This is a genomic window from Lysobacterales bacterium, assembly GCA_019634735.1.
Lineage (GTDB): Bacteria > Pseudomonadota > Gammaproteobacteria > Xanthomonadales > UBA2363 > Pseudofulvimonas.
In genome coordinates, this window is sequence record JAHCAT010000022.1 from 1 (window position 1) to 14,570 (window position 14,570).

Below are 14,570 nucleotides of genomic sequence, written 5' to 3' on the forward strand. Positions count from 1 at the left end.
TAGGGCTGGCCGGGACCGATCAGCGCCAGGGCATGCGCCCGGGTGCAGGCGGTCAGTGCGCCCAGGTCGTAGCCGCCCTCCAGGCTGGAAACGACGCGGCCGTCGGCGTGGCGTTCGGCCAGCGCGACCAGTGCGGCGGTCAGCCAGGCGAAATCCCCGGTCTCCAGGCGCAGCCCCCCAAGGGGGTCGTCGCGGTGGCCGTCGAAGCCCGCGGAGACCAGCAGCAGTTCCGGCGCGAAGTCGTCGATGCGCGGCAGCAGCAGATCGGTCCAGGCGGTGCGGAACGCCGCCGAGCCAGCGCCCGGCGGCAGCGGCGCGTTTGCGATGTTTGCGCTGGCGCCGGTCTCTGTGAGGGCGCCGCTGCCTGGGTACAGCGGCCACTGGTGGCTGGAGGCGAACAGCACCCGCGGTTCGTCCCAGAAGATCGCCTGGCTGCCGTTGCCGTGGTGGACGTCGAAGTCCACCACCGCGACCCGAGAAAGGCCATGTCGGGCGAGGGCGTGGGCGGCGCCGACGGCGATCGAGTTGAACTGGCAGAAGCCCATCGCCAGGCGCCGGGTGGCATGGTGGCCGGGCGGCCGCACCGCGCAGAAAGCGCGCCGGCCGGCACCGCCCAGCACGTGGTCGACGGCGGCGATCACCGCGCCTGCCGCACGCAGCGCGGCGTCCAGCGAGCCCGGCCCGATTGCGGTATCGGGATCGAGCCGCACCACGGAACCGCTGCGGCCGGCCTCGAAGACGCGATCGACATGGGCCGCGGCATGTGCACTCAGGAGATCCTCGCGCGCGGCCAGCGGCGCTTCCAGGCGCGGGCAGCCGGACAGCGCCGGGTCGTCGAAGGCGGCCAGCGCAGCGGCGAGCCGGGCCGGCTGTTCCGGGTGCCCGGGCACCGGGTCGTGGCCGGCGCAATCGGGATGACTGAACAACGCCAGGGTTGAGCCGTGGCCGCCATCGCGGCTCGCGGCGCCGGCGTCGGCGTGCGCGGTCATCGGCGGTGGTCCGGATCCGGATTGCGGGTCCGCATGACCGGCGTCAGCCGGCGTCGGTCGGGTGGCCGCGCCGCGTGTGCTGCCAGAGCACCTCGCCGGCGCCTGCGGCCCGCGCCAGCACCCGTCCCAGCACGAACAGCAGGTCGGACAGGCGGTTGAGATAGCGGATGCACGGGCCGCGCACCGGTTCCTCGCGCGACAGTGCGACCAGCACGCGCTCGGCGCGCCGGCAGATGGTGCGGGCCAGGTGGCAGTGCGCCGCGGCAGCACCGCCACCGGGCAGGATGAAATCCTTCAACGGCGGCAGGTCGGCGTTGAAGCCGTCGAGCTGCTGTTCCAGGCGGGTCACATCGCGGTCGTGGACCAGCTCCGTGCCGGGCGGGAGGCACAGCTCGCCGCCGAGGTCGAACAGTTCGTGCTGGACCTGCACGAGCACGGCGGCCACGGCCGCAGGCAGATCCTGCTGTGCGAGCACGATGCCGATCGCGCTGTTCAGCTCGTCGACCGTGCCGTAGGCCTCGACGCGCAGGCTGTCCTTGCCGACCCGCGCGCCGTCGCCCAGGCCGGTGGAGCCGTCGTCGCCGGTGCGCGTGTAGATGCGCGAAAGGCGGTTGCCCATCGGGCTCAGCGGGCGGGCGCGGCCAGCGCCGGCCAGCGCCGGGTCAGCAGCGCCCAGCCGCCGAACAGCAGCAGCGAATAGAACAGGGCGCCGGCGATGGCGTTCTTGAGGAAGGGCAGGGCCGCGACGTAGCAGGCCAGCAGGCCGGCGGCGTCCTGCGGATAGAACGACGAGCCCCACCAGACCGCGAAGTTGGTAACCAGGAAGAAGCCGAGCGCGCTGGCGACGCTGGCCGCCGCCACGCTGGCCACGCCGATGCGGCCGCGCAGCAGGAAGCCCAGCAGCACCGTGCCGGCGATGCAGGCGTAGACCACCGGCAGCAGCGAATGGAAGCCGTAGCCGGCGCCGAACAGCAGGGCCAGGCCGACGTCGGACAGCGCCATCGCCGCCAGCGGCACCAGCAGGGCCAGGCGCCGGTCGACGAACAGGGCCCCCGCGAACAGCGCCATAGACTCCGCGGGCGCGAAGTTGGGCGGGTGCGGCAGCAGTCGGGCCAGCGCCACCAGCGCGATCATCGCGGCCAGGGTGCGGCCACGCGGGCTGAGCAGGAGCTCGGCGGCTTTCGACATCAGGAATCCTCTCCAGACAGGCTCGCCTCGAAGCGCGAGGCGTTGCAATAGGATAGCTCATAGCGCCCGTGGCGCTGCCGCAGCGCGCTGATCCGGCCGTGGTCCAGCACCAGCCGCAGCGCATGCTGCAGCGGCAGGCCCAGGGCCAGGCACAGCAGGGCGCGGATCGGTCCGGCATGGCCGGCGACCAGCACCAGTCCGTCCGGGCCCTGCTGCGCCTCGGTCTCGGTCAGCCACAGGCCGGCGCGTTCGGCGACGGCGGCGAAGGACTCGCCACCGGCCGGCGCATGGCCGACCCAGTCGGCGAGCCAGGCATGGACGTCGGCCGGGCGCGCCTCGTGCAGGCGCGACCACAGCTCTCCCTCCCAGGCGCCGAAGTCCATTTCGTCGAGGCGCGGCTCGACCCTGGGCAGGCGGCCAAACCGGCGCGCGAACGGTTCCAGCATGGCGCGGCTGCGCCGCAGGCTGGAGCCGACCAGACAACTGGCAGGCGGATAGGGCCAGTCGTCGGCCAGTTGCCGCGCCTGGCGTCGGGCCGGCGCGGACAACGGCAGGTCGGTCCGGCCGATGCAGCGACCGGCCGCGCCGTCGGGTTCGCCGTGGTAGAGCAGCACCAGTCGCATCGTCTTGCCGGCGGTTGGAGACCCCATCATGCCCGCCACCGCGGGACGGATGGAAACGGCGCGCACTTCCGGATGCGCCGGTCGACGCCGCTATCATGCCCGGCTATGGATACGCACAGGCGTGAGCTGGTCGTGGTGGGCGGCGGCCTGGTCGGCAGCAGCCTGGCGCTGGCCCTGGCCGGTGCCGGACGCGCGGTGACCCTGGTCGAGTCGCGTGCCGCCGGACAGGCGTTGGCCGACCCCCTCCAGGAGCGCTACCTCGCCCTCTCGGCGAGCAGCATCAATGCGCTGTCCGCCCTTGGAGTCTGGCCCGGGATATCGCCCCAGGCAGAGCCGATCAGGGCCGTGCACGCAAGCCGCGCGGGGACCTTCGGCCGCGTGTTGCTGCGCGCCAGCGAACACGGACGCGAGGATTTCGGTGCCGTGGTCCCGGCCAGCGTGCTGGGCGTGGCACTGGAGGCCGCGCTGGCGCGCTGTCCCCAGGTGGAACGGTTGCGGCCGGCCCGGCTGGAGGATTTCCGTCAGGACGCGGCGGGTATCCGGGCGACCGTCGCGACCGACGCCGGTCGCCACGCGCTCGAGGCCGGCGTGCTGGTCGCCGCCGACGGGGCCGACTCGCCGGTGCGCACGGCGCTCGCGGTGCCGGTCGAGCTGGACGACTACGGCCAGCACGCCATCGTGGCCAGCGTCGGTCTGGGTCGTGGCCACGAGGGCGTGGCCTACGAACGGTTCACCGCCGACGGCGCGATCGCGGCGCTGCCCTTGCCCGGGCGCCGCGCCGGCCTGGTCCTGACCCTGCCATCGGCGCACGCGGCGACGCTGGTGGATGGTGGGCCGACGGTCCTGGTGGCGGCCCTGCAGGAACGCTTCGGGCATCGCCTCGGACGCCTGCATTCGCCCGGACGGGTCTCGGCCTGGCCCCTGCTACGCCGCTACGCCCGGCAGTTGCACCAGGGCCGCGTGGTGCTGGTCGGCAATGCCGCCCAAAGCCTGCATCCGATCGCCGCACAGGGCTTCAATCTGGGGTTGCGCGACGCCCTGGTGCTGGCCGAGTGCCTGGATGCGCATGCCGAGCCGACGACTGCCCTGGCAGTGCATGCGGCCCGCCGGGAGCCCGACCGTTCCCGCATCGCCGGGCTGAGCCATGCCCTGGCGCGCTGGCCGAAGCTGTCGGTTCCGGGCGGATCGGCGGTCGCCAGCCTGGCCCTGGCGGCCTTCAACCTGCTGCCGCCGCTGCGCGATTCGCTTGCGCTTGCCGCGATGGGTTTTGCCGACGACGCGCCGGCGCTGGCCCTGGCGCCGGTGCCGGTGTCATGACCCCCCCGCGGATCCTGGTGGCCGGTGCCGGGCCCGCCGGGCAGGCGATGGCCCTGGCGATCGCCGCCAATGGCTTGCCGTGCACCCTGCTGGACCCGGCACCTGCCGCGCCGGAACCGGCCGGCGAGCCCGACCTGCGGGTGTTCGCCCTGACCCCGGCGTCCCTCGATCTGCTGGTGCGTGTGCTGGCCTGGCCGCCGCCGCAGGCGCCGCGCATCCAGGTGTTCCGGCGCATGCAGGTCTGGGAGCGGGACCCCGCCGACGGCTTCGAACTCGATGCTGCGGCCGGCGGCGCAAGCGCCCTGGGCGCCATCGTCGAACACAGCGTGCTGCAGCACGCGCTGGCCGGGCGGCTGGCCGTCCAGACCCGGGTCGAGCGGCTGCAGGGCGCCCAGGTCCTGCGGTGGCAGGAGCGGGCGTCCGGCATCGAGGTGGAGCTGGCCGACGGCCGCCGCCGCGAGGGCGCAGCGCTGGTCGCGGCCGACGGTGCCGGCTCGCCACTGCGCCGGCAGGCCGGCATCGACGTCGACCTGCACGACTACCGGCAGCGAGGTCTGGTCGCCAATGTCGTTGCTGCGATCGGCCACGGCGCGGTCGCCCGCCAACGGTTCCTGCCGGGTGGCCCCCTGGCCCTGTTGCCGCTGCCAGGCGACCGGGTGTCCATCGTCTGGACCCTGCCGACCGCCGAGGCGGACCGCCTGGCCGGGCTGCCGGACAGCGAATTCGACCAGGCACTCACCGAGGCGTCCGGGGGCATCCTGGGGCGGCTGGCCCTGGCCGGGCCGCGGGCCGGCTTTCCGTTGCGCCGACAGCTTGCCCGGCGCTACCGCGAGGGCCGCATGGTGTTGCTGGCCGATGCCGCCCACGCGGTGCATCCGCTGGCCGGGCAGGGACTCAACCTGGGCCTGGCCGATGTCGCGGTCCTGGCCCCGCTGCTGGCCGCCGCAGTGCGCCGCGGCCTGGATCCCGGGAGCGCCGCCGTCCTGGCGCGCTATGAGCGTGCCCGCCAGGGTGCCAATGCCCTGGCCGCGCACGGCTTCGGTGCGATCCTGGGCCTGTATGCCTGCAATCTGCCCGGAGCCGCCGGACTTCGCGCGTTCGGCCACGGCCTGCTGCGGCGGTTGCCGGCCCTGCGTCGAGCGGTGGTCGGAGTCGCGTCGGGCTGAGATCCGGGCCGACCGGCAGCGGCTGCGCTGCTGAATCCACGCCGAGGGGTGGGCGCCCCGAGCATCTTGTTGGAACAACGACCGTCCTGGTCGTGTTTCAAGCCGCGCGCACGGCGCAGGTCCGGACGCGCTCCCGTCGAATCAACTGCGTGCGCGGTTGCTTTGCCGAGCGGCCGTCCATGGCCGCGGTGCGGGTGGCGCCTTCCGGTCAGGGTCGAGGCGCGGCGGGCAGGGGCCAGGCGAGCCAGACGCCGGCCGCATGTACGGCGCCGATGGCCAGGCAGATCGTCGAGCTCCAGACCCAGAAGGCGGGGCTGTTGCCGCCAGGCGCGAGCACCGCCAGCGCGAATCCGGCGACGCCGCGGATCAGGTAGATGGCCGTGACCGCAACCAGGACCGTCTGCAGCAGGGGTAGCCTGGCCAGCACGCCGGCGCCCGCCAGCGCATAGGCCGCCCAGGTCGCCAGGACCAGGGCGATGCCGAGCGTGACCAGCGCGGGGTAGGCGCTGCCCTGCGCCGCCAGGCGCGCCATCCCTTCGCCCGCGCCGAACCACCGGTACCAGTCGGGCCCGCCCAGCACGACGCCTACGTGCAGGAGCGCCGCCACCGCGTTCAGTGTCGCGGCGGCGATCAGCAGGCTGGCACCGTTTCCGGCCATGGCGTTCGGAACGCGCCCTTCGCGTCAGCGCAGCGCGGTGGTCAGGTGCGGCTTGATGCAGGCCAGCATGGCGTCGACCACCTTGAGGTTGCCGGCCACCACGTGACCATTGTGCATGAAGCCGTCGCCGCCGGTGAAGTCGGTGCAGTGGCCGCCGGCCTCGCGCACCAGCAGCTGCCCGGCCGCGAGATCCCAGGGCTTGAGCCCGGGCTCGAAGTAGCCGTCGCAGCGGCCGGCCGCGACATAGGCGAGATCGAGTGCCGCCGAGCCGGTGCGGCGAACGTCTTCGGCGCCGGCCTCGACCAGCATCGAGCGCAGCATCGCCAGTTGCGGGTCGAGGTGCTCGCGCTGCCGGAACGGCAGGCCGGTGGTGACCAGGGCGCCCTCCAGGGAGCGGCGGTCGGCGACCCGGATGCGGCGCTCGTTGAGGAAGGCGCCGCCGCCCCGGCTGGCGGTGTACAGCTCGTTGCGGATCGGGTCGAACACGACGCCCAGCTCGGCATGGCCGCGCACCATCTGCGCGATCGACACGCAGAAGTGCGGGATGCCGCGCAGGTAGTTGTGGGTGCCGTCGAGCGGATCGATCACCCAGACGGTGTCGCCCTTGCCCTGCGCGCCGCTCTCCTCGGCGAGGATCGCGTGGCGGGGAAAGGCGCGGCGCAGTTCCTTTATGATCTCGGCCTCGGCCTGGCGATCGACTTCGCTGGCGAAGTCGTAGCGGTCCTTCTCGGTGACCGGGATGGCATCGAGCCGGGCCATGCGCCGGAGGATGACGGTGCCGGCGGCGCGCGCGGCCTTCACCGCGACGGTAAGGGCGGGTTTGATCATGACGGGACTGGCAAAGATCGGCTGGACGGTGCGCGGCAAGGCCGCGGCGGCCGGCAGTCTACCCTACATCGGGCCCGGCTCATGGGATGGCGCATGAACCGCCTGGCCCGGATCCGCGTGGTGCTGGTCGCCACCAGCCAGCCCGGCAACATCGGCGCCAGCGCGCGGGCGATGCTGACCATGGGCCTGGAACGCCTGCACCTGGTGGCGCCCCGGCTGTTCCCGCACGAGGAGGCGACCGCCCTGGCGGCGGGTGCCGGTGCCGTGCTGGAGGGTGCCGTGGTCGATGCCAGCCTGGACCAGGCCGTGGCCGACTGCGGCCTGCTGCTGGGCGCCAGTGCCCGGCGCCGCGGCGTGTCGCTGCCGGAGATCAGTCCGCGGGAAGCGGCAGTCACGGCGCTCGACGCGGCCGCGCGCGGCGAAGTCGCGTTGCTGTTCGGCACCGAACGCACCGGCCTGACCAACGACGAACTGCAGCGCTGCCACGCCTGCGTGCGGATCCCGGCCAACCCGGCATACAGCTCGCTGAACCTGTCCCAGGCCGTGCAGGTGCTGGCGTACGAAATTCGCCTGGCGGCGCTGGCCGGCGAGGGCGGCGGCGATCCCGGCCCGGCCGCGGAGCCCGCCGAGGCAGCCGCCACCGATGCCCAGATGGAAGGCTTGTTCCGCCACCTCGACGAGGCCTTGCGCGCGATCGATTTCCACAAGGGCAAGGACGGCACCACGATCACCCGACGCCTGCGCCGGCTGTTCCTGCGTGCCCGGCCCAGCGACCGCGAGGTCGCCATCCTGCATGGCATCCTCGCCGATGCCGAGCGCATGGCGCGGTTGGCCGGCGCGGCGTCGACGCGGCGCTGACGCTGGATCGCGACAATGCCGGTAATCGAGGGCCAGACCTTCATGACCCGCCTCACCACGCCCGCAGGCCGTGCGGCCGCGTCGCTCCTGTTGCTGGCACTGGCGGCCGCCCCTGCCGCGCAGGCGGCAGGCGGGTGCGACGGGCCCTGGCCGGTTGCCGAGACCAGCCGTACTTTCATCGATCCCGCCAGGAACGACCGTGAGGTGCCGGCGCGGCTGTTCCATCCTGGCATCGCCGCGGGGGTGGGTGGCCAGCCGGTCGCCGGCTGCGCCTTCCCGATCCTTGCCTTCGGGCATGGTTTCACCATCCCGGAGACCCGCTACCGCTGGCTGGCGCTGGCGCTGGCGGCACAGGGCTTCGTGGTCGCACTCGCCGCCACCGAGACCGGCCTGTCGCCCAGCCACGGCGCCCTCGCGGACGATCTCGCCTTCCTGCCCCGGGCGCTGGTTCGCGATCCCACCTTCGCGTCCGTGGCCGGTACGCCGCATGCCATTGGCGGCCACTCCATGGGCGGCGGCGCGGCCCTGCTGGCGGTGGCCTCGGCGCCACGCACCGGCGCGCTGTTCGCGCTGGCGCCGGCGGAGACCAACCCGTCGGCGATCGCCGCGGCGGCCTCGATCCGTGCGTCTGCCCTGCTGGTCACCGGCTCCCGCGACTGCGTGACGCCGACCGCCCAGCATGCCGGCCCGATGTTCGCCGCGCTGGCCACGCCGCCGGACCGGCGGCAGTTGCTGGACATCGCCGGTGGCAGCCATTGCCAGTTCTCCGACGGCTGGTTCACCTGCACCCTGGGCGAGGCGTCCTGCGGCGGCGGCGCCACGCTGCCGGCCGCCGAGCAGCAGGGACAGGTGCTGCAGGCCCTGCTGCCGCTGCTGGTCGACCGCCTGGTGGCGGATGCCCTGTTCGTGGACGATTTCGGCGCCTGACCTGCGAGCTGTCTGCGAACACCCGGTCCGCCGCGGCCATGGGTGCTCGCCCGGCGAGTCCGATGCGCAGGAAGTCTGCCGGGCGCCTGTGCGCGCAGGCGCCGGACGTGCGAACCGAAGGGCGCTCAGGATCCCTTGCAGGAACGGGTTTGCACGGCGGCCTGGAGGTGGATCAATCGTCCGACGCGCCAGTCCCGCCGTTGCGGCCATTCCGGCCGTTGCGCCGGCGCCGACGCAGGTGGCCGGCCTTGAGGTTGCGCCAGGCCACGCCGACCGCCAGCACCAGGGGGCCGACCACGAACCAGGAGCTGATCAGCAGCACGCCGTCGCGTTCGATCATGGCGATCGCGATCGACAGCAGCACCAGGGCGAACAGGTAATTGGTGAACGGGATGGGCAGCGACAACAGGATGCCGTAGAAAACCAGCATCAGGCCGGAGGCCCGGTTGCCGGCATTGTCGAACAGCCAGAGCGCGCGCGGCCGGCAGAAGCGCTCCAGCACCCGCAGAACGCGACCCATGCGCGCGAAGAACCGAGCGAAGCTGTCCTTGCGCAGCGTCTTGCGCCTGACCCGCGCCGGCAGCCAGGGTCGTGCCAGCCCGGCCATCAGCTGCACGCCCAGCAGGGCGATCACCGGGCCGGTCAGCGCGCCGACGCCCGGCACAGGAATGAACGCCGGCAGGGTCAGCAGCAGGACCAGCACGCCGAAGCCGCGCCGTTCGAACCGGTCGACCAGCGCGCCGATGGCCACGGTGTCGCCGTCGATGCCGTCCAGGGCGTCCTGGATGACTTCGGTGGTGCGCTGGTGCCTGCCGTTGCCGTTCATCTCGGGACCGAGGATGCGGCCAGCCGGCCGTGCGCGCGCTGAACGCCGGACATCAGGCCGGGGCCGGCAAGGGGTTCGGGGCGGGCGTCATCGCGGCGCGTCGGTCAGAACACCGCGCGGAAGATCAGGAAGAAGATCACCGACAGCAGGGCGCCGGCCGGCACCGTCACCACCCACGACACGAAGATGTTGCGCACCACCTGCAGGTTGATGGCGGCGATGCCGCGGGCCATGCCGACGCCGAGCACGGCGCCGACCAGGGTGTGGGTGGTCGAGATCGGCAGGCCGGTGCCGGAGGCCAGGACGATGGTGGCGGCAGCGGCCATCTCGGCGGCGAAGCCGCGGCTGGGGGTGAGGGCCGTGATCTGCTCGCCGACCGTGCGCATCACGGCGCGGCCGTAGGTCATCAGGCCGAACACGATGCCGGCGCCGCCCAGAAGCAGGATCCACGGAGGCATCGACGAGGTCTGCTGGACCTGGCCGCTGGTCGCGGTGCTGATCACGGCCGCGACCGGACCGACGGCGTTGGCGACGTCGTTGGAGCCGTGCGCGAAGGCCATCGAGCAGGCGGTGACGATCATCAGCACCGCGAACACGCGCTCGACGGTGGCGAAGTGGTTGTCGCGGTCGGCGCCTGGCACCGGCTGGATGCGCCGGATGAGGGCCCAGCCCATGACCGCGATGCCCAGGCCGATCGCCGCCGACAGCAGATAGGTCTGCCGGGTGTCGAGATCCAGGCCGACATGGGTGAGGCCCTTGAGCAGGGTCACCAGCGAGATGTTGAAGGCGGCGAAGAACATGTAGACCGGCACCCAGCGCTTGGCCTGTGCCAGGGGGTTCTCGCGGTCCAGGATCAGCCACTGGACCGTCCGGAAGATGATGAAGGCGACGATGCCGGCGAGCAGGGGCGACACCACCCAGCTCATCACGATGGTGCCGACCTTGGCCCATTTGACCGCCTCGAAGCCGATACCGACCACCGCGAAGCCGACGATGGCGCCGACGATCGAGTGCGTGGTCGAGACCGGCCAGCCGTGTCGCGAGGCGAGGTTCAGCCAGACCGCCGCGGCCAGCAGCGCCGAGAGCATCCCGAAGATCAGCAGCTCGGGGTTTCCAGCCAGGTCGGCGGTGTCGATCATGCCGCTGCGTATCGTCGCGGTGACCGCGCCGCCGGCAAGCACGGCGCCGGCGAACTCGAACACCGCGGCGATCAGGAACGCCTGGCGCATGCTGATCGCCTTGGCGCCAGTCGAGGTCGCCATGGCGTTGGCGACGTCGTTGGCGCCGATGCCCCAGGCCATGTACAGGCCGAACACCGCGGCCAGGATGATGTACAGCGTCATGCCTTCCATGGTCTTTCCGTCGCTGGGTTGCGGGGAGGGGCGGGGCGGATCAGCGGGCGATCAGGCGCTGCAGGAGGCCGCCGACCCGGTGCGAGAAGTCGCCCAGGTCGCCCAGCCACTCGATCGCCTTGTACAGGAAGATGACGTCGACCGGCGGCAGCGACTGCTCCATGGCGAACACCTGGGCGCGCAGCTCGGAGGCGAGGGTGTCGGTGTCGTCCTCGATGGCGTCGAGCTCGGTGATCATCCGCTCGACCAGCTTCACCTCGGCGCCGCGGAAGCCGGCGGTGAACAGCTCGTCCAGTTCGCCGACGCTGCGCTCGGCCTGGTCGACAGCGTCGACGCTGCGCTGGGCGAGGCGCCGGTAGCCGGGGGCCAGCGAGTCGGGAAGCACCATGCGCCGGCCGTACATCAGTCCGGCGATGTCCTTGGCGCGGTTGGCGATGCGGTCCTGGGTGGTGATCAGGTCGAGCAGGTCGCCGCGGTCGACCGGCATCATCAGGGTGCTCGGCAGGCGGATGCGCAGGTCGGCCTTGAGGCGGTCGGCCTCGTGCTCGATGTCCTGCAGTCGGGACCGCACGTTGGCCGCCCGCTCCCAGTCGCCGGCCAGCGCCGCCTCGATGAAATCGAGCAGCACGTGGCCGGCCTCCGCGGCCTTGGCCATGTGGTCCTTGAGCGGCTGGACCGGCGACCGGCCGAAGATGCCGGCGAGGAAACTGGTGGGCATGGACGACTCCTGCTGGGTCATGGTGCGGCCGCGGTCCGTTCAGGGCGCGGCGATGGTAGGCGTTCCGGTATGACCGTTGCCATCGTGGCGCAGCGGCGGCCGGGAGGCCATTGTCATACAACAGTCACATCCCTGAAATATGCTGCGGCGCAATCCGATGGCGACCTGCCGGTCCGGTTCCCGAGCCGGTGCGGCCATAGCCCTCCCTCCACCCTGTGCCGAGATCGCCCCGATGCGCCTGCGCCGCCCCCTGCTGTGCCTAGCCGCCGTGTCCGCCGCCCTGGCGGGCTGTGCCGAGCGGGTCGAGACGACCATGGTCCGCATGGACGGCTCGTCCACGGTCTACCCGGTCGCCGAGGCGGTCGCCGAAGAGTTCCAGGCCAGCCGCGGCGGCCAGGTCCGGGTCACCGTCGGCGTGTCGGGTACCGGCGGCGGCTTCAAGAAGTTCTGCCGCGGAGAAACCGACATCTCCAATGCCTCCCGGCCGATCCTGGACGAGGAGATCGCCGCCTGCCAGGCCGCCGGCATCGGGTACATCGAGCTGCCGATCGCCTTCGACGCGCTGACCGTGGTCATCCACCCGGGCAACACCTGGGCCGAGGAGATGACCGTCGAGCAGCTGCGCACGCTGTGGGAGCCCTCGGCGCAGGGCGTGGTGATGCGCTGGAACCAGGTCGACCCATCCTGGCCGGACGAGCCGGTCAAGCTGTTCGGCGCCGGATCGGACTCCGGCACCTTCGACTACTTCACCGAGGCGGTGATGGGTCGTGCCAAGGCCAGCCGCGGCGACTTCACGGCCAGCGAGGACGACAACATGCTGGTCACCGGTGTCGCCCAGGACGTGCATGCGATCGGCTACTTCGGCTACGCCTACTACGCCGAGAACGCCACTCGCGTGAAGGCCGTGCGGATCCGGGGGGAGGGCGCCGACAGCGCGGTCGGTCCGTCGCCGCAGACCGTGCTGGACGGCAGCTACACGCCGATGTCCCGGCCCAACTTCATCTACGTGAGCGTTGCCGCCGCCGAGCGACCCGAGGTCCGGGACTTCGTCGAGTACTTCCTGGGCGAGGCGGCGCCGCTGATCGAGGAGGTCAAGTACGTGCCGTTGCCGCCGAGGGCCTACGAGCTTGCCCGCGAGCGGTTCCAGGCGCGGCGCGCCGGCACCGTCTTCGAGGGGCACTCGGAGATCGGCGTCAGCGTCGAGGAGCTGCTCAGCCGCGAGCCGCGCTGACGGCGCGCCTGGAGGGCATGGCCATGGCCACCGAAAAGGCGCGGATCGCCGCCGCCAGCCGGCTGCGCGCCGACAGTCCCGTGGCGCGCCGGCGCCGGCTGGTCGAGCGCCTCGTGCAGGCCGTGCTGTTCCTGGCCGCGTTCTCGGCGGTGGCGATCACCGTTGCGATCGTCGCGACCCTGTTGATCGAGTCGGCGACCTTCTTCCGCCACGTGTCGCTCTGGGAGTTCCTGACCGACACCCAGTGGACGCCGCTGTTCGAGAACGCCCGCTACGGCATCGCCCCCCTGGTCGCCGGCACGCTGACCACCAGCCTGGTCGCGCTGCTCGTGGCGGTGCCGTTGGGCACCATCACCGCGATCTACCTCAGCGAGTTCGCCAAGCCGCGCGTCCGCGAGGTGGTCAAGCCCATCCTCGAGCTGATCAGCGGCGTGCCGACCGTGGTGTTCGGCTACTTCGCCCTGCTGTTCGTCACCCCGCTGCTGCAGAAGTTCATGCCCGGACTGCCTGGCTTCAACATGCTGGGGCCGGGCATCGTCATCGGCATCATGATCGTGCCCTACATCAGTTCGCTGTCCGAGGACGCCATGCGCGCGGTGCCGATGCACCTGCGAGAGGCGTCCTACGCGATGGGCGCGAGCCGGTTCCAGACCGCGCTGCGCGTGGTCGTGCCGGCGGCGCTGTCCGGCATCGTCGCATCCTACGTGCTCGGCATCTCGCGCGCGGTCGGCGAGACCATGGTGGTGGCGATCGCCGCCGGCCAGCAGCCGAACCTGACCTTCGACCCGACCGAGGCGGCGGCGACCATCACCGCCTATATCGTGCAGGTCGCGATGGGCGACCTGCCGCACGGCTCGATCGGCTATCAGAGCATCTTCGCGGCCGGACTGACGCTGTTCGCGATCACCCTGTTCTTCAATCTGATCGGGCACTGGGTCCGGCGCCGCTACAGGGAGGCGTACTGATGCGTCTTACCCCCGAACAACTGCATTCGCTGAGCGTTCGCCACAAGGCCAAGGACCTGGCCTTCGAGGTGATCGGTCTGGTCGTCATGCTGGTCTCGCTGCTGGTGCTGGCTGCGCTGTTCGCGCAACTGGTCGCCGATGGCCTGGTGCGGATCAACGGCAGCTTCTTCCTGGAGTTTCCGTCGCGGCGCGCCGAGCAGGCGGGCATCCTGTCGGCCTGGGTGGGCAGTCTGCTGGTGATGCTGGTGACCGCGTTCGCTGCGGTTCCCATTGGCGTCGCGGCCGGCATCTACCTGGAGGAGTACGCCGGCAAGGGCTGGCTGGCGCAGGCGATCGAGATCAACGTCAGCAACCTCGCGGGCGTCCCGTCGATCATCTACGGCCTGCTGGCGCTCGGTCTGCTGGTGTATGGACTGGGCCTGGGGCAGAGCATTCTGACTGCCGGCCTGACCCTGGGCATGCTGATCCTGCCGATCGTCATCGTCGCCACCCGGGAGGCGCTGCGGGCGGTGCCCGGCACCATCCGCGAGGCTTCGTTCGGCCTCGGCGCCACACGCTGGCAGACCATCCGGCACCATGTCCTGCCGTACTCCTCGGCGGGCATCCTGACCGGCATCATCATCGGCCTGTCGCGCGCGATCGGCGAGACCGCGCCGATCATCACCATCGGCGCGCTGACCTTCATCGCCTTCCTGCCGCCGGCGCCGATCACCGCGACGCCGCCGTTCCTCAACATGGACTGGCTGGCGTCGCCGTTCACGGTCATGCCGATCCAGATGTTCAACTGGGTGTCGCGACCGGATCCCGCGTTCCACGTCAACGCCGCCGCCGCCGGTGTCGTGCTGGTGGCCATGACGCTGCTGATGAACGCCACCGCGATCTGGCTGCGCTACCGCGCCCGCAAACGCATCAAGTGGTGATCCG

At 71.9% G+C, this 14,570-nt stretch carries 16 protein-coding genes; 7 read left to right on the top strand and 9 right to left on the bottom strand.

The features are described 5' to 3' along the window. The 4 genes from KF823_15900 to KF823_15915 form a co-directional block, all read right to left on the bottom strand. Positions 1-932, bottom strand: a 932-nt coding sequence (locus KF823_15900) for a histone deacetylase family protein (protein MBX3727385.1), incomplete at its 3' end; no start/stop codon positions are given. A gap of 100 nt (positions 933-1,032) precedes the next feature. Continuing rightward, positions 1,033-1,608 carry a cob(I)yrinic acid a,c-diamide adenosyltransferase gene (locus KF823_15905; GenBank protein MBX3727386.1) on the bottom strand — a complete coding sequence of 192 codons (576 nt, stop codon included), beginning with the start codon at positions 1,606-1,608 and terminating at the stop codon, positions 1,033-1,035. 5 nt (positions 1,609-1,613) lie between these two features. Then, the gene (locus KF823_15910) at positions 1,614-2,177 is read right to left on the bottom strand and encodes a hypothetical protein (protein MBX3727387.1); all 564 of its coding nucleotides are present in this window, start codon (positions 2,175-2,177) and stop codon (positions 1,614-1,616) included. After that, entirely contained in the window at positions 2,177-2,830 is a 654-nt protein-coding gene (locus KF823_15915) for a histidine phosphatase family protein (GenBank protein MBX3727388.1), read from the bottom strand. The genes KF823_15910 and KF823_15915 overlap by 1 nt, the downstream gene beginning before the upstream one ends. A gap of 75 nt (positions 2,831-2,905) precedes the next feature. Between KF823_15915 and KF823_15920 the strand changes: the two genes are divergently transcribed. Beyond that, positions 2,906-4,117, top strand: a complete 1,212-nt coding sequence (locus KF823_15920) for an FAD-dependent monooxygenase (GenBank protein ID MBX3727389.1) — start codon at positions 2,906-2,908, stop codon at positions 4,115-4,117. Then, a complete protein-coding gene (locus KF823_15925; protein MBX3727390.1) occupies positions 4,114-5,283 on the top strand; it encodes an FAD-dependent monooxygenase in 1,170 nt (389 codons plus the stop codon). The genes KF823_15920 and KF823_15925 overlap by 4 nt, the downstream gene beginning before the upstream one ends. Before the next feature lie 208 nt (positions 5,284-5,491). Here the strand turns inward: KF823_15925 and KF823_15930 are convergent, their stop codons facing one another. Both KF823_15930 and KF823_15935 read right to left on the bottom strand, forming a co-directional pair. Next, positions 5,492-5,941: a hypothetical protein gene (locus KF823_15930; protein ID MBX3727391.1), complete on the bottom strand. Its 450-nt coding sequence runs from the start codon at positions 5,939-5,941 to the stop codon at positions 5,492-5,494. A 24-nt stretch (positions 5,942-5,965) separates the two neighbouring features. Continuing rightward, the gene (locus KF823_15935; protein ID MBX3727392.1) at positions 5,966-6,769 is read right to left on the bottom strand and encodes an inositol monophosphatase; all 804 of its coding nucleotides are present in this window, start codon (positions 6,767-6,769) and stop codon (positions 5,966-5,968) included. Positions 6,770-6,862: 93 nt separating this feature from the next. Between KF823_15935 and KF823_15940 the strand changes: the two genes are divergently transcribed. Both KF823_15940 and KF823_15945 read left to right on the top strand, forming a co-directional pair. Then, a complete protein-coding gene (locus tag KF823_15940; protein MBX3727393.1) occupies positions 6,863-7,627 on the top strand; it encodes an RNA methyltransferase in 765 nt (254 codons plus the stop codon). A 15-nt stretch (positions 7,628-7,642) separates the two neighbouring features. Next, complete coding sequence (locus KF823_15945; GenBank protein ID MBX3727394.1) at positions 7,643-8,554, top strand: hypothetical protein; 912 nt, start codon at positions 7,643-7,645, stop codon at positions 8,552-8,554. Between the two features lie 172 nt (positions 8,555-8,726). Here the strand turns inward: KF823_15945 and KF823_15950 are convergent, their stop codons facing one another. The 3 genes from KF823_15950 to KF823_15960 form a co-directional block, all read right to left on the bottom strand. Further along, the gene (locus tag KF823_15950; GenBank protein ID MBX3727395.1) at positions 8,727-9,380 is read right to left on the bottom strand and encodes an exopolysaccharide biosynthesis protein; all 654 of its coding nucleotides are present in this window, start codon (positions 9,378-9,380) and stop codon (positions 8,727-8,729) included. A gap of 104 nt (positions 9,381-9,484) precedes the next feature. Then, on the bottom strand, positions 9,485-10,732 hold the full coding sequence (locus KF823_15955) for an inorganic phosphate transporter (GenBank protein MBX3727396.1): 1,248 nt from the start codon (positions 10,730-10,732) through the stop codon (positions 9,485-9,487). A gap of 40 nt (positions 10,733-10,772) precedes the next feature. Then, positions 10,773-11,450 carry a TIGR00153 family protein gene (locus KF823_15960; GenBank protein MBX3727397.1) on the bottom strand — a complete coding sequence of 226 codons (678 nt, stop codon included), beginning with the start codon at positions 11,448-11,450 and terminating at the stop codon, positions 10,773-10,775. A gap of 232 nt (positions 11,451-11,682) precedes the next feature. Here KF823_15960 and KF823_15965 point away from each other — a divergent pair, with 232 nt between their 5' ends. The 3 genes from KF823_15965 to pstA are packed head-to-tail and all read left to right on the top strand — an operon-like array spanning position 11,683 to position 14,566. Continuing rightward, positions 11,683-12,681 (top strand): PstS family phosphate ABC transporter substrate-binding protein, encoded by a 999-nt coding sequence (locus KF823_15965; protein ID MBX3727398.1) that lies wholly within the window; start codon positions 11,683-11,685, stop codon positions 12,679-12,681. Positions 12,682-12,704: 23 nt separating this feature from the next. After that, positions 12,705-13,646, top strand: coding sequence for a phosphate ABC transporter permease subunit PstC (gene pstC, locus KF823_15970; protein MBX3727399.1), 942 nt, complete (start codon positions 12,705-12,707; stop codon positions 13,644-13,646). Next, positions 13,646-14,566: a phosphate ABC transporter permease PstA gene (gene pstA / locus KF823_15975; protein ID MBX3727400.1), complete on the top strand. Its 921-nt coding sequence runs from the start codon at positions 13,646-13,648 to the stop codon at positions 14,564-14,566. Before pstC ends, pstA begins: the two co-directional genes overlap by 1 nt. The last annotated feature ends 4 nt before the right edge of the window (positions 14,567-14,570 follow it).